Source organism: Streptomyces sp. NPDC051684 (genome assembly GCF_044453445.1).
GTDB lineage: Bacteria > Actinomycetota > Actinomycetes > Streptomycetales > Streptomycetaceae > Streptomyces.
In genome coordinates, this window is record NZ_JBITCS010000005.1 from 228,673 (window position 1) to 241,812 (window position 13,140).

Annotated in this window: 13 protein-coding genes; 6 read left to right on the forward strand and 7 right to left on the reverse strand. The window is 71.4% G+C overall.

Going from position 1 to position 13,140, the window contains the following annotated elements; genetic code table 11:
- Positions 1-573 (forward strand): dihydrofolate reductase family protein, encoded by a 573-nt coding sequence (locus ACIA8D_RS08655; RefSeq protein WP_399230029.1) that lies wholly within the window; start codon positions 1-3, stop codon positions 571-573.
- 21 nt (positions 574-594) lie between these two features.
- Here the strand turns inward: ACIA8D_RS08655 and ACIA8D_RS08660 are convergent, their stop codons facing one another.
- Positions 595-1,428, reverse strand: a complete 834-nt coding sequence (locus ACIA8D_RS08660) for an oxidoreductase (RefSeq protein ID WP_399230030.1) — start codon at positions 1,426-1,428, stop codon at positions 595-597.
- 102 nt (positions 1,429-1,530) lie between these two features.
- Here ACIA8D_RS08660 and ACIA8D_RS08665 point away from each other — a divergent pair, with 102 nt between their 5' ends.
- Positions 1,531-2,451, forward strand: a complete 921-nt coding sequence (locus ACIA8D_RS08665; RefSeq protein ID WP_399230031.1) for a LysR substrate-binding domain-containing protein — start codon at positions 1,531-1,533, stop codon at positions 2,449-2,451.
- Positions 2,452-2,508: 57 nt separating this feature from the next.
- On the opposite strand, the gene ACIA8D_RS08670 is transcribed toward ACIA8D_RS08665, so the two are convergent.
- Positions 2,509-3,657 (reverse strand): LCP family protein, encoded by a 1,149-nt coding sequence (locus ACIA8D_RS08670; protein ID WP_399230033.1) that lies wholly within the window; start codon positions 3,655-3,657, stop codon positions 2,509-2,511.
- A 200-nt stretch (positions 3,658-3,857) separates the two neighbouring features.
- On the opposite strand from ACIA8D_RS08670, the gene ACIA8D_RS08675 reads away from it, so the two are divergent.
- Positions 3,858-4,394, forward strand: coding sequence for a putative immunity protein (locus ACIA8D_RS08675; RefSeq protein WP_399230035.1), 537 nt, complete (start codon positions 3,858-3,860; stop codon positions 4,392-4,394).
- A 34-nt stretch (positions 4,395-4,428) separates the two neighbouring features.
- On the opposite strand, the gene ACIA8D_RS08680 is transcribed toward ACIA8D_RS08675, so the two are convergent.
- Positions 4,429-4,902 (reverse strand): SRPBCC family protein, encoded by a 474-nt coding sequence (locus tag ACIA8D_RS08680; protein WP_399230036.1) that lies wholly within the window; start codon positions 4,900-4,902, stop codon positions 4,429-4,431.
- Between the two features lie 111 nt (positions 4,903-5,013).
- Here ACIA8D_RS08680 and ACIA8D_RS08685 point away from each other — a divergent pair, with 111 nt between their 5' ends.
- The gene (locus tag ACIA8D_RS08685; RefSeq protein WP_399230037.1) at positions 5,014-6,600 is read left to right on the forward strand and encodes an isocitrate lyase/phosphoenolpyruvate mutase family protein; all 1,587 of its coding nucleotides are present in this window, start codon (positions 5,014-5,016) and stop codon (positions 6,598-6,600) included.
- Positions 6,601-6,603: 3 nt separating this feature from the next.
- On the opposite strand, the gene ACIA8D_RS08690 is transcribed toward ACIA8D_RS08685, so the two are convergent.
- Both ACIA8D_RS08690 and ACIA8D_RS08695 read right to left on the reverse strand, forming a co-directional pair.
- Positions 6,604-7,440: an acyl-CoA thioesterase domain-containing protein gene (locus ACIA8D_RS08690; protein ID WP_399230038.1), complete on the reverse strand. Its 837-nt coding sequence runs from the start codon at positions 7,438-7,440 to the stop codon at positions 6,604-6,606.
- A gap of 11 nt (positions 7,441-7,451) precedes the next feature.
- Positions 7,452-8,123 carry a TetR/AcrR family transcriptional regulator gene (locus tag ACIA8D_RS08695; protein WP_399230039.1) on the reverse strand — a complete coding sequence of 224 codons (672 nt, stop codon included), beginning with the start codon at positions 8,121-8,123 and terminating at the stop codon, positions 7,452-7,454.
- 196 nt (positions 8,124-8,319) lie between these two features.
- Between ACIA8D_RS08695 and ACIA8D_RS08700 the strand changes: the two genes are divergently transcribed.
- Together ACIA8D_RS08700 and ACIA8D_RS08705 are read left to right on the forward strand one after the other, a co-directional pair.
- Positions 8,320-9,492 (forward strand): acyl-CoA dehydrogenase family protein, encoded by a 1,173-nt coding sequence (locus tag ACIA8D_RS08700; protein WP_399230040.1) that lies wholly within the window; start codon positions 8,320-8,322, stop codon positions 9,490-9,492.
- Positions 9,489-10,841: an MFS transporter gene (locus tag ACIA8D_RS08705; RefSeq protein ID WP_399230041.1), complete on the forward strand. Its 1,353-nt coding sequence runs from the start codon at positions 9,489-9,491 to the stop codon at positions 10,839-10,841. The genes ACIA8D_RS08700 and ACIA8D_RS08705 overlap by 4 nt, the downstream gene beginning before the upstream one ends.
- A 6-nt stretch (positions 10,842-10,847) precedes the next feature.
- Here ACIA8D_RS08705 and ACIA8D_RS08710 read toward each other — a convergent pair whose 3' ends face one another.
- On the reverse strand, positions 10,848-11,831 hold the full coding sequence (locus tag ACIA8D_RS08710) for a hypothetical protein (RefSeq protein ID WP_399230043.1): 984 nt from the start codon (positions 11,829-11,831) through the stop codon (positions 10,848-10,850).
- A 25-nt stretch (positions 11,832-11,856) separates the two neighbouring features.
- Entirely contained in the window at positions 11,857-13,140 is a 1,284-nt protein-coding gene (locus ACIA8D_RS08715) for a transporter (RefSeq protein ID WP_399230044.1), read from the reverse strand.

Here is a 13,140-nt window from a genome sequence, read left to right on the forward strand (position 1 = left end):
ATGCGTACGCTGATCAGCACGGCCTTCGTGTCCCTCGACGGAGTCGTGGAGGCACCGGGCGGCGAGCCCGGCTACCGCAACTCCGGGTGGACCTTCAAGGGCGTCGACTTCGTGCCCGAGGCGTTCGAGATCAAGGGCCGGGAGCAGACCGAGGCCACCGCGATGCTGTTCGGCCGGGTCAGCTACGAGGCGTTCAGCCCCGTGTGGCCCGGCATGGAGGAGTTCGCCGAGTACAAGCCGATGCCCAAGTACGTCGTGTCCACCACCCTCAAGTCCGGTGACCTGGTCTCCGGTTGGGGCGAGACGACGATCCTGCGCTCGCTCGACGAGGTCGCCGCGCTGAAGGAGACCGAGGGCGGCCCGATCATCATGCACGGCAGCGCCACCCTCAACCAGAACCTCTCGGACGCGGGCCTCATCGACCGCTACCACCTGCTGGTCTTCCCGCTGCTGCTCGGCGCGGGCAAGCGACTGTTCAGCGCCACCGACAAGGACACCCAGCACCTGAAGCTCGTCGAGCACGAGGCGTACGCGAACGGGCTGCAGAAGAACGTCTTCGACGTCGTGCGCTGAGGTCCTGTCGGGGGCGCCGCGTCACGACTCGAAGTCGGTGGAGCGGGCGAGCTTCTCCCAGGCGGCCAACTCGGCGCGGAAACCGTCGGCTTGGGCGGTGATCGCGTCGACCGCGTCATTGCCGAGCGGCAGGCGCAGCGGCGGCTCGTCGGCGTCCACGGCGGTCAGGATCGCGGCCGCGGCCCGTGCCGGGTCGCCCGGCTCCTGGCCGCTGCCGCCCGGCAGTGCGGACAGGACGGGACCCACGGTGTCCTGGTACGCCTCCAGCGTCGCTACAGGCGTCAGGTCTGCGGAGCCCGCGAAGCCCGTCCGGAACGCGCCGGGCTCGACGATCAGCACCCGGATGCCGAGCGGCGCGACCTCGGCGGCCAGCGCCTCGGAGAGTCCTTCCAGGGCGAACTTCGTGGCGCAGTAGGCGCCGACCCCGGCGAACGCGAACCGCCCGCCCATGCTGGTGAGTTGGACGATCGTGCCGGAGCCGCGCCGGCGCATGTGCGGCAGCACGGCCCGGGTGAGCGCGGCCGGTCCGAAGAAGTGCAGGTCCATCAGGTCCCGCAGCTCCGCGTCCGTGGCCTCCTCGACCGCGCCGACCATGCCGCGGCCGGCGTTGTTGACCAGCACGTCGATCCGGCCGTGCCGGGCGGCCACGCCGTCGACCGCGGCCTGCACGTCGTCGATCGCGGTGACATCCAGCGCCAGCGTCTCCACCTGGTCCGGGTGTGCGGCGACCAGGTCGTCGAGCGGCGCGGTACGCCGCGCGGCGGCCACCACGACATCGCCCGCGGCCACCGCCGCCTCGGTGATGGCCCGGCCGAACCCGCTGCTCGCTCCCGTGACCAGCCAAACCCTGTTCATGGTGTTCCCCCTCGGCCCGCGGGCCGCCGCTGTCGGCGGCCCGTCCGTGAACTACCTTGCGGTGCAATCCAGTTGCCCGTCCAAGATTTGCTGTGATAGCCGATGGTTATGGACGTTCACGGGCGGGACCTGAGGTACTTCACGGCGGTGGCCGAAGAGCTCCACTTCACGCGTGCGGCGGAGCGCCTGTACGTCTCGCAGCCCGCGCTGAGCAAGCAGATCAGGGTGCTGGAGAAGCAGGTGGGGGCCGCACTGTTCGAGCGCGACCGGCGTGCCGTGCGGCTGACCGAGGTCGGCGCCGCGCTGCTGCCGCACGCCCTGCGGATGGTCGCCGAGTGGGAGGCGGCCGAGGCGACGGTCGCCCAGGTGGTGGCCGAGCGGGCGAAGGACCTCGTGGTGGGGATGAGCACGAGCCCGGGGCGCGGTGGCATGCTGCCGGCGATCCGCTCCCGCTTCACCGCCGAGCATCCCGGCACCCGGTTGAGGGTCCGGCAGGTGACCTGGGACGACTCGACCGCGGGGCTCGCCGATGGCACGAGCGACGTCGCGTTCGTCTGGCTGCCGCTGCCCGACCAGGAGCGCTACCGATGGGTGCCGGTCGCAGAGGAACCCCGCCTGGTCGCCATGGCCGAGACGCATCCGCTGGCCGGCCGCGACACGGTCGACTTCACCGACCTCCTCGACGAGCCGTTCCTCGCGCTGCCCGACAGCGCCGGGCCGCTGCGGGACTACTGGCTCGCCACCGAGTCCCGCGGCGGGCGACCCGCAGTCGTCGGCGCGGAGGTGGCCAGTACCGAGGAGACGTACGAGGCGCTCGCCGCGGAACTCGGCGTCGTGCTGCTCGCGGCGGGCAATGTGCCGCTGGTCACCCTCGGCGGCGTCGTCACCCGCCCCGTCCAGGGCGTCCCACCCAGCCGCTTCGTCCTGGCCCTGCGCGCCGACGACCGCCGCCCCTTGGTGCACGCGTACGCGCGCGCGGCCGAGTCCCTCAGGGACGGAATCCGTACGCCGTCCACGTTGTGATGTTACGGAGAGTGACCTTGTGTCGGCAGACGCTTTGAGACGTGACGTTGGCACGCGTCACTTCGACGTCGAGGAGTTGGCCGGGTTCTCGCGCTGGTCGTGCACGACCGAGGAGGGGATGGGTCGGTCGTTCTTGAGTGCGTTCCAGACCTGGCCCGCCTCCGGTTCCTCGGGGGCGACGCGGTTGGGGTCGCTGGGGGCGGTCTCGGTCGGCAGGGTCACCTGGGTGACGTCGTCCGCGCCGATGCCGGTCAAGCTCTTGCCGAGGCCCAGCAGGGAGCTCACGGAGTCCAGGCCCGTGTCCGTGGTCAGGGACTTCGTCAGGTCGGACGCGAGGTCGTAGGCCTGCTTGGGGTGGGTGACCAGATCGAGGCCCTTCACCTGGTCGATCACGGCCGTGGCCATCTGCTGTTCCAGGGTGATGCGGTCCAGGTCCGAGCCGTCGCCGACACCGTGCCGGGTGCGGACGAAGGCGAGGGCCTCGTCGCCGTCGAGGTGATGGGTGCCGGCCGGCTCGTCGAAGCCGCTGTCGGGGTCGTCGATGTCCTCGGTCGTGGTGATGGTGACACCGCCGATGTCGTCGATGAAATCCACGAAACCGGAGAAGTCGAGCTCCACGTAGTGATTCAGCTCGAGGCCGGACATCTGCTCCACGGTCTTCACCGTGCACTCCGGGCCGCCCTCGCCGTACGCGGAGTTGAACATGGCGTCCTGCTGAGCGGGGACCGTGTCGCCGTCGCTGTCGGTGCACGCGGGGATGTCGACGAGGGTGTCCCGCGGGATCCACACGGTCTCGGCCCTGGTGTGGTCCTCGTTGATGTGTACGACGGCCGTGGTGTCCGAGCGCGAGGTGCCGCCGGTGTCGCCGCCGGCGTGGTCGCCGTTGTCACCGGAGCGCGAGTCCGAGCCCATCACGAGGATGTTCAGCTCGCCGGAGTCGTCGGCGTCGGTCAGTACCTTGGACAGGTCGATGCCGGACACGTTGTGGTCCAGGTGCCAGTACGCGCAGCCGGCCGTGCCGACACAGACGACGAGGAGGAGCGCGATGCCCCAGACGCACCGGCGGATGATGCGCTGCTTGCGGGTGCGTTCGTCCTTGCGGCGCCGCTTGTCGGGGTTCGGCCCGGCTGGGGTCGGTCCCTCCGGGTGCGGCCCGTCCGGGTTCCGCCTGGGCAGGGAGAAGCGTCGTCCTTCGCGCGTGGCCATCTGAGGGGAACCTTTCCGTGGATGCCAGGCGTGACGTCGCCGGGCGGCCTCGGGAAGGGCGGGCGCGCTGCGGTGCACGCGGACACTCCACTCCCGACCCTCCCTACGGTCGCCCGGGCAGCCGGGCGCCGAACAGAGGCGAAGGGCCCGACCCCGTCAGGGCTTGCGGACCCGCCGCGGCGCGGTGAGAGGATCGGGACATGGCGACGACGACCGTGACCGGGGACTTCGACCTGACCATGGACGAGCTGCGCGCGGTCGCACGGTACGCCGTGGAGAGCGCCGAGCAGGTGCTCCCCGTGTTCGAGGCGGCGGTACCGGACGACACCCGGCCGCGCGCGGCCGTCGACGCCGCCCGGGAGTTCGTCGACGGCGCGAAGCGGTCGCGGCTGCAACGGGTGACCGCGCTCGACGCGCACCGCGCCGCCGCGGAGGCGGACACCGAAGCCGTACGGCTCGCCGCACGCGCCGCGGGCGACGCCGCCTCAGCCGCGTATCTGCACCCGATCGCGAAGGCCACCCAGGTCGGCCACATCCTGCGGGCTGCGGCCTGCGCGGCCCGCGTGGCGGAACTGGCCGCGGGCGGCGACCCGGAGGCGGGGGAGCGGTCCGTCGAACAAGCCCGGCGGCGCGCCACCCCGGTCCTCGTGGACCTGCTGAGCCGGTATCCCGCGGCGCCACGGGGGAAGGCGCGCGTGGCGCACCTGATGAGCAGCCTCGACGATGCCTTGCGCTGACGGCGTCAGGAGTAACGCCGGACCCATCGCAGGCTCAGCCGCCGAAGCGCGGGTCCGTCTCCACGAGCCGGGCGAGGTTCTCCAGCGCCATCCGCGTGCCCAACTCGTTCTGGTCGGCGGGCACGACGTCGGGGATCCCCTCGTGTCGCATCCGGACCTCGGTGCCGCCGTTCGCCTCGATGAGCGTGGTGGTCATCGTCATCGTGTCCCGCAGCGCCGGATCGGCGGACTCGAAGGCGAGCACCTCGACCACCTGCTCGTCGGGCACGAGCCGCGCGAAATGGCCGTGGTACGTGTCGGTGTGCGAGGCCGACTTGCCGCTCTCGGACGGCGCGTCGTAGGTGAGCGAGACGCGGAACCTTCCGCCCTCGCGGGACTCGAACTCGTGCACCTGACTGGTCATCCCGGCGGGCACCCGCCAGTGCGCGACGGCGTCCGCGTCGATGAGCGCCCGGTAGACGGCGGCACGTGGGGCGTTCACGTGCTGGGACAGCTCGGTCGAGTACATCGGCCGAGCGTAGCGGCCGGGGCCTCGGTCGGCCCGGGGAACACGTGGTGCCGCCGATGTGCGGTGACGCTTCGGCCGGGCCCGAAGTGTTCCGCGCCTAGCGTCGGTGGCATGAACCGAACCGTGCATGAGATCTCCCGTTACGAGGACGTGCGTGCGGCGCTGGCCGACCCGGGCCTGGTGCCGGAGGTGCCTGACGTGCCGTCCGACGCCGAGGAGAAGGTGGGCGCGTCCCTGGCCTGGCTGCGGGCCCAGGTGCCCCGGTTCAGCTGGGGCGCGGCGCACGCCCGACGTCGCGCGCTCGTGGAGGCCGAACTGGCCCGCCTCGACGTGGCGCGGCTGCGGGCGGCGGCCACCCGTTGGCCCGCGGCCGAGGATGTGGCGCCGTACGTGGTGAGCACGCTTGCCGAGGCACTGGGTTACCGCGAACCCGCCGCCGTGGCGAAGGCGGTCGGAGCCGTGGAGCCCGGCTACTTCGGCGGCGAGGCCCCGGAGGCCGACGCGGCGGTGGCGCGCCTCGTCGAGCTGCTGGCGTCGTCCGGGCAGCCGCAGGACCCCCAGGAACACGATTCCCAAGAAGAAGTGGCCGCCGCCCGCATCTGCCTCCTCGTCCAGGCCCACGACGCGACCGCCGCCCTCGTACGGCACGCCAACGCTGGTGACCACGCCGACGCCCACCCCATCGAGCGCCTGCTCCGCGACACCCTGCGTGACGACCCGCCCGTCCGCACCCTGCGTCGTGTCGCGGCCCGCGACACCCGCGTCGCCGGTACGGACGTCGCCGCAGGGGACCTCGTCCTCCTCGACACCACGGCCGCCGCCCCCACGGAATCCGACGCGCCGCTCGCCTTCGGAGCGCCGCCGCGCGTCTGCCCCGGCCGGGACCTTGCCATGGCGCTGGCCTCCGGCGCCCTCGCGCACCGGCGCCCCTCGGTCACCCCCTTCGCCCGCCTGCACCGCGGGGACGCGCCGTTGCTGCTGCCGAACGCCTGGGACTCGGCTTCCGCCGCCGCGCTCGTGGCCGCCGGGTTCGAGGCCGTCGGGACGACCAGCCTCGGTGTGGCCGCCGCGGCCGGGCTCCCGGACGGCGCGGGCGTCACCGCCGACGACACGCTCGCCCTGGCCCGCCGACTCGGGCGCGGCTCGTTCCTGTTCACCGTCGACATGGAGGGCGGGTTCAGCGACGACCCTGAGGAAGTCGCCTCGCTCGCCCGGGAGTTGAGCGCCGCGGGCGCCGCCGGGATCAACCTGGAGGACGGGCGCGCGGACGGCGGCCTCACCCCGGTCGACCGGCACGCCGCGAAGATCGCGGCGGTCAAGGCGGCCGTCCCCGAACTGTTCGTCAACGCCCGCGCCGACACTTACTGGCTGGGTCAGGGATCCGACCACGAAGACACCGAGCGGCGCCTCACCGCCTACCAACAGGCGGGAGCCGACGGCCTGTTCGTGCCGGGGCTCGCCGAACCCGACCGGATCCGCGCCATCGCCTCCCGTTTCGAACTCCCCCTCAACATCCTCTACTCACCCACCGGTCCGACCCTCGACGAACTCGCCGCGCTCGGCGTCCGCCGCGTCAGCCTCGGATCGCTGCTCTACCGCAGGGCGCTCGGCGCGGCGGTGGCCACCGCGCGGGCCGTCCGCGAAGGACGACGGCCCACCGGCGACACCCTCTCGTACGCTCAGGTGCAGGGACTGTAGGGGTCAGTGCTCCGGCGCGGGATTCGCGAGCGCCGTCGTCGTGCAGTAACCGATCGGGCCCGCCGCGTCGTACAGCGTGCAGTGCCCGACGGCGATGCCGTCCTCGGCCGTGTGTCCCGTGGCCTCCAGGCCGATCTCGTCGCTGAGCGGGAGCCGGCTCAGGGACAGGGTGTAGTCGGCGTTGATGTAGCGCAGACCATCGTCGCCCGCGTGCGCGAGCGGGCTTGCCGTGTCGGCGGCGAGCGCGGCGCGGACCAGCGGCGACAGGGCCTCCCCGCCCACCAGCGGCCGGGCGTCGCGCATCCAGGAGCGCCGCCGCTGATCGCCGCTCCACTCCCGTACCGGCCGCAGCTCCTCGTCGAACCGCAGGAACTGGGTGCGCCCGTGCGGGGCAAGGAGTTCCTGGGCCGGCGGCGCGTCCCACGGGCCCGTCGCGGGAATGTGTCCCGGCGGCGGTGCGGCCGTGCGCAGCAGTACGGCGCTCGCCCGCGCCAGTGGCCTCCCGTCGCCGCCGTGCACGACGGCGTCGGCGACGCGGATCCGCCGCCCGTCGCGCACTCGCTGCGTGGTGACACCGACTGGGGCGAAGGGCGCGGTGCGGAACAGATCGACGGTGAGCCGGGCGAAGTGCAGCCCCTCCTCGGCGTGTTCGCGTTCAAGGGCCCGCGCCGCGAGCGCGCCGAGGAGCCGGCCGTGCACCGTGTCGGGCGCCCACCAGCCGCGCGCGTGCGACTCGGGCACGAAGATTTCCGCGGAGTCGGCGGAGGCGACGGAGTCCGCGATGTCCGCGGTCGCCGTCGTGCGCGTGAAGTAGGGCGCCTCGTCCTCGGTCTGTGCCACGTGTGTTCCCTTCAGTGCGTCGTACGTCGGTGCATACGGGGGTCGGTGATCCGGAGCGGATCGATGTGCAGTGGGTCGAGGCGGCGGATCAGCGCGAGCGTGGCGTGACAGATCGCGTCCGCGTCCCGCTTGCGCGTACACGTGCCGATCTCCCGGCCCGCCTCCCCGATGACGGAGGTGAGGACGCCCACCACCAGCCGGTCCACGGGTTCGCTGCCCGCTTCGAGCAGCACCGAGTTCTGCCGGATCCACTCGCGTCCGCGCGCCCGGCGCATCAGCTCGAAACCGGGCGGCCCGTCGCCGTCCATCCACAGCTCGATCAGATCGCGCCGCCGCCAGCAGCCCTCCAGGAAGCTGCGGGTGCCGACGAGGAACAGCTCCAGCGGATCGCACTCGCCCGCCGCCCGCGCCGCGGCCACCGCCTCGGCTGCCTCCCGTTCGCGGGAGTTCTCGTAGTCCTCCCACAAGGCGACGAACAGCTCCGTCTTGCCGCCGAAGTGGTGGTAGAGACTGCCGACGCTGGAACCGGCCCTGCGGACCACCGCGACGATCGCCGTGTCGGTGAACCCCTGCTCGCAGAAGACCTCGCGGGCGGCGTCGAGCAGGTTGCGGCGGGTCTGCTCCGTGCGGCTCCACTGCCAGGCATTGTCCTTGGCCGCGATCCGCTCCGCCTTGCGTGTCATCCGGTCGTCACCCCCTGCGCACCCATTGTCGTACCGAACCAAATTTTAGAATCAGGCAATTGTGAGCGCCAGAAGGCCGGTTGAACTCGTTCCGACCTCTTGACCCACCGCCGGGGCGCGGGCAACTTGAACTCATTCCTAGATTCCCGTTCCAGGATTCCCGGGCTTCCCGTTCCGCGATTGAGGGGGCACTTCCATGGTCGACTTCTCGCTGTCCACCGAGGAACGTCAGATCAGGGACACCGTGCGCGCGTTCATCACCAAGGAGGTGATGCCGCTGGAACAGGACGTGCTGCGCAACGAACGGGCCGGTCAGCGGGGCGTCGAACCCGACGTCGTCGACGAACTGCGCGCCAAGGCCCGCAGGGCGGGCTTCTGGGGGGTCAACACCCCGGAGGAGTACGGCGGGATGAACCTCGGCGCCGTCATGTCCGCGATCATCGCGATGGAGACGGGCCGGACCTTCGTCCCCTTCGGCTTCGGCGGCAGCGCCGACAACATCCTCTACGCCTGCGACGAGGAGCAGAAGCGGGAGTACCTGATGCCCACCATCGAGGGCGAGCGCCGCTCCTGCTTCGCCATCACCGAGCCCGGTGCGGGCTCCGACGCCCGCAACATCCGCAGCCGCGCCGTGCGCGACGGCGACGACTGGCTGATCACCGGCGAGAAGACCTTCATCACCGGCGGCAACGAGGCCGACTTCGTGATGGTGTTCGCCGTCACCGACCCCGACAAGGGCGCCGACGGCGGTGTCACCTGCTTCCTCGTCGACCGCGACATGGGCTGGAAGTCCGAACCGATCGAGACCATGGGCCAGTGGGGCCCGGCCTCCCTCGTCTTCGACGAGGTGCGCGTCCCCGGCCGCAACGTTCTCGGCGAGGTCGGCAAGGGCTTCCAGCTCGCCATGCAGTGGATCGGCCAGGGCCGCTACCTCATCCCCGCCCGCGCCATCGGCTCCGCCGAGCGCATGCTCCAGATGGGCGTCGACTACGCCCGCCAGCGGCACTCCATGGGCCGTCCCATCGCCGACTACCAGGCCATCCAGTGGCACATCGCCGACTCCCAGGTCGAGATCGAGTCCGCGAAGTGGCTCACCCTGTACGCGGCCTGGCGCGCTCAGCAGGGCATGGATGCCCGGCACGCCTCCTCCATCGCCAAGCTGAACGGCGCCGTGATGGCCAACCAGGTCGTCGACCGCGTCCTGCAGATCCACGGCGGCATGGGCTACACGAAGGAACTCCCCATCGAACGCTGGTACCGCGAGCTGCGGCTGCTGCGCATCTTCGAGGGCACCGACGAGATCCAGAAGCGCACCATCGCCCGAAACCTCATCAAGGGGCACGTACGACTCGGTGGGATCGGCGAGTGACCGGGCGGCGCCCGCGCCCCGGGCTCTTCCGGGTGCGCGAGCTCGATCAGTACCCGGACGCAGGACAGCGGATGCGCATCCTGTCGATGGCGGTCCTCGCGGTCCTCATCGCCTCCTACGAGGGCCAGATCGCGCCCGTGGTGCCGCTGCTCCTCGACGACCTCGACATCTCCCTGACCACCTACGGCGGTGTCTCCGCCCTGGCGCTCGTCGCCGGCGCCGTCGCGTCGATGGTCGGCGGGCGGCTCACCGACACCGTGGGCCGGGTGCGGCTCATCGTGCCGCTCCTGATGCTCACCGCGGGCTGCTGCTTCCTGATGACGACCGTCCACTCGGCGGGCCAACTCCTCGCCGTCAGAGCCGTGTTGTCGGTCGTCGACGGCATGGCCATGGCGGGCACCGCGCCGCTGGTGCGGGACTTCTCGCCGCGGATGGGCCGCGCCCAGGCCTTCGGCTTCTGGACCTGGGGCCCGGTCGGCGCGAGCTTCCTGGCCGCCGCGGTCGCCAGCCTCACGCTGCCGCTGTTCGACGACTCGTGGCGCTCGCAGTTCGTCATCATGGGCGCGGTGTCCCTCGTCCTCTCCGTGGTGATCGCCTTCAACATCGCGGACCTCTCACCCGAACTGCGCGCCCGCATCGTGCAGTCCGAACGGGAGACCCTCGGCCGCGCCGACCACACCAAGCCCACCCGCGCCTGGGACCTGTTCGCGCACCGGAACATCTGGGCCCACGTCGTCGGCATCGCGTGCTGGCTGGTGCTGTACGTGACGCTGGTCGTGTACGGGCAGACGATGCTCGCGGAGAGCTTCCATCTCGACGCCGCGACCGCCTCGAAGATCATGGCGGCGTTCTGGACGCTGAACATCGTCACGCTCGTCGCCACCGGACGGCTCTCCGACCGACTGCAACTGCGGAAGCCCTTCTGCGTGGGAGGCACCGTGGGCAGCGTGCTGCTCACCGCGTACCTGGCGGGCCTGGTCGGCCGCGACGACGTCTCGCACCTGCACATCGCCCTCACCGGGGCGCTCCTCGGCGGGGTGATGGGCTGCGCCTACGGACCGTGGATGGCGAACTTCTCGGAGAACGCCGAGGACGTCGACCCACGCCTCCAGGGCACCGCCTGGGGTGTGTTCACCTTCCTCACCAAGGCGATGGGCGTGGTGGTGCTGCTCGTCGTGCCCCGCGTCGTCGAGTCCAGCGGCTGGCGCGCCTGGCTGATCGTCTGCGGGTGCTGCATGGCCGTGTTCGTCCCGGCGTCCCTGTTCTTCCGCGGCCCGTGGCGCCGACCGAACGCGGCACCGGCGGCATCCGCGCAGGACACCCCGGCCGCCGCCCCCGCGAGCGACTGACGGGCGTCAGCCGCGGGCCACCGCGATCGCCCCGGCGAGCCGCTCCCCGGCCTCGTACACCATGTACGGCACCCCGCTCTGGGTGCCGAACGAGGGAGCGGCCGCCCGGCCGTTCTCCGGGGCCGAGGCATGGGAGTCGTAGAAGACACCGAGGTGTTTACGGAGGGAGAAGTCGGCGCCGACCTCCGTGATCATGAGGTCGCCGCCGCTCTCCTTGTCCTTGTTGTAGACGACGAAGGCGGAGCCACCGCGCGTGAGCAGGTGCGGGCCGCCCACGTTGACCGCGCCGACGTCCGAGTGCCGTACGAGCGGCGTCTGGTCGAAGGTCCAGTTCCGGCCGTCGGCGGACCAACCCCAGCAGATGTCGCGGTGGTTGGTCGTGTTGTTCAGCATGAACAGCATCACGTAGTGCGCGCCGCGCGCGGGAAGCTCGTGCGCGAACACCCGGGCGTACGAGGTCTCGGTGGTGCCCGTCGGCATCATCGACGTCGACAGGACCACCTTGTCGTACGTGAAGTGGACACCGTCCTTCGAGCGGGCGAGCCGCGTCGTGGTGTTCTCGCCGTGGAAGTACAGCCAGAACTCACGGTGTTGGGGCATCCACAGGACGTGCGGAGAGGAGACGTGGCTGACCGAGTAGTGCGGCGACCAGTCGTTCGACACGATCGGGTTGTCCGGGTACTCGGTGAAGGGGCCCTCCAGCGAGTCCCCGTACGCGAGGCAGATCCCGCCGGGCGCGTCGTGCGGGGCGTAGTACAGGTAGTAGCGGCCCAGCGGCTTCGCCAGCTTGTCGTAGACACCGCGCACGGTCGGGAAGATGATCTCGCCCGTCGGGTTGTACGTCAGGTCGGCGGGGGAGAGCAGCGTGCGGACGTAGGTGTAGTCGGGGAATCCGCCCGGCGCGGCCGAGGCGGGAAGGGTCGGGAGCCCGCCGAGGGCCACGGCGGGGCCCGTGACGGCGGCGGCGCGCAGGAACGTACGACGGTGCATGGTCAGCTCCTCGGTTGCGTTGATGTCAGAGGTAGGTCGCGGCCGTGACGCACAGTCCGCCGAGCGCCACCGCCCACACGTAGGGCAGGGTCCGGACCATCACCTGCTGCGGCGAGACACCGGCGTACTGGGCGCTCCACACCGTCTGGGTGCTGGTCGGGTCGGCGACGCCGAAGACCTGGTTGTACGAGGTCGCCATGCCGAGGACGGCGACCGCCGGGTAGATGCCGGTGGCGATGAGGACACCCGCGATGCCGGCGCCGAGGCCGAACACATTGAGCGGCCCGCGGTACAGGCACAGCGGCACGAGCACGGTGAAGACGAGCACGAACAACACCGCGTTCTGCGGGCTGACCGACTTCAGCAGCGGTTCGAGCGCGTCGACCGCGCCCGGCAGGTTCACCGCCGCGAGCAGGATGCCGATCGCCACGAACAGCGTGATCGGCGGGGCGGCCACCTCGAAGCCGCCGTACAGGGTGCGCAGCAGCCGACGGTTCATCTCGCGCGGCCGCGTCGTCGTCACCAGCGCGTACAGCACACCCGCCAACAGCGAGGGAATGATGGCCAGTTCGAAGCCGAGCGCGAGAACCAGCGGGACGGCCGGTGTCAGCAGCGCGTACCAGGGGGCGTCGCCCAGCGGCTTGCGCGCGCGGGCCCGCGGCTTGTCCTGCACCGAGCGCAGCGACCACGTGTGCTCCACGCCGCGCCGCCGCGACTCGATCAGTACGTAGGCGAGGGCCGCCACCAGGGCGAACGGGAACAACTTCACCATGAAGCCGCGCACCGTCGGGATCGGCAGATCGAGGGCGGTGGAGAAGAACTGCCACACCGGCAGCTCGAACGGGATGCCCACGGCGATCCCCATCAGGATCGTCCCGGCGGCCGTCACCTTCGGGACACCCACCGCGATCATCGCCGGGATCCCGATGAGTCCGGCGAGCATCGCCGCGGGCGCGGACCCGGTCACCGTGCCCACGAGCGCCGACACGGCGAGCACCCCGAGCGCCACGAACACCGGCCGGTCACCGCCGAATTCGACGATCTTGCGGACCAGGGTGCCCGCGATGCCGGTCTCCTCCAGGAGCTTGCCGAGCCACGAGCCGAGCAGGATCGCGATCATCGTCGAGGCGAGCGCCGGGGCGCCCTCCTGGAGGACGGTGTCCAGAACGCTGTTCTTGCCTGTCAACGGCGCGCCCGCGAGGAAGGCGATCACCACGGCGAGCAGCACGAGCGCGAACGCGGTGGGGAGCTTGCGGCTCAGCATGGCGGCGACTCCGGCCGCCATGACGAGCAGGATGACGACACCCAT

Excerpts from the sequence above, each read along its gene's own strand:
- ACIA8D_RS08655 (WP_399230029.1), top strand. The coding sequence starts at position 1 with ATGCGTACGCTGATCAGCACGGCCTTCGTGTCCCTCGACGGAGTCGTG.
- ACIA8D_RS08660 (WP_399230030.1), bottom strand. The coding sequence starts at position 1,428 with ATGAACAGGGTTTGGCTGGTCACGGGAGCGAGCAGCGGGTTCGGCCGG.
- ACIA8D_RS08665 (WP_399230031.1), top strand. The coding sequence starts at position 1,531 with ATGGTTATGGACGTTCACGGGCGGGACCTGAGGTACTTCACGGCGGTG.
- ACIA8D_RS08670 (WP_399230033.1), bottom strand. The coding sequence starts at position 3,657 with ATGGCCACGCGCGAAGGACGACGCTTCTCCCTGCCCAGGCGGAACCCG.
- ACIA8D_RS08675 (WP_399230035.1), top strand. The coding sequence starts at position 3,858 with ATGGCGACGACGACCGTGACCGGGGACTTCGACCTGACCATGGACGAG.
- ACIA8D_RS08680 (WP_399230036.1), bottom strand. The coding sequence starts at position 4,902 with ATGTACTCGACCGAGCTGTCCCAGCACGTGAACGCCCCACGTGCCGCC.
- ACIA8D_RS08685 (WP_399230037.1), top strand. The coding sequence starts at position 5,014 with ATGAACCGAACCGTGCATGAGATCTCCCGTTACGAGGACGTGCGTGCG.
- ACIA8D_RS08695 (WP_399230039.1), bottom strand. The coding sequence starts at position 8,123 with ATGACACGCAAGGCGGAGCGGATCGCGGCCAAGGACAATGCCTGGCAG.
- ACIA8D_RS08700 (WP_399230040.1), top strand. The coding sequence starts at position 8,320 with ATGGTCGACTTCTCGCTGTCCACCGAGGAACGTCAGATCAGGGACACC.
- ACIA8D_RS08710 (WP_399230043.1), bottom strand. The coding sequence starts at position 11,831 with ATGCACCGTCGTACGTTCCTGCGCGCCGCCGCCGTCACGGGCCCCGCC.
- ACIA8D_RS08715 (WP_399230044.1), bottom strand. The coding sequence starts at position 13,140 with ATGGGTGTCGTCATCCTGCTCGTCATGGCGGCCGGAGTCGCCGCCATG.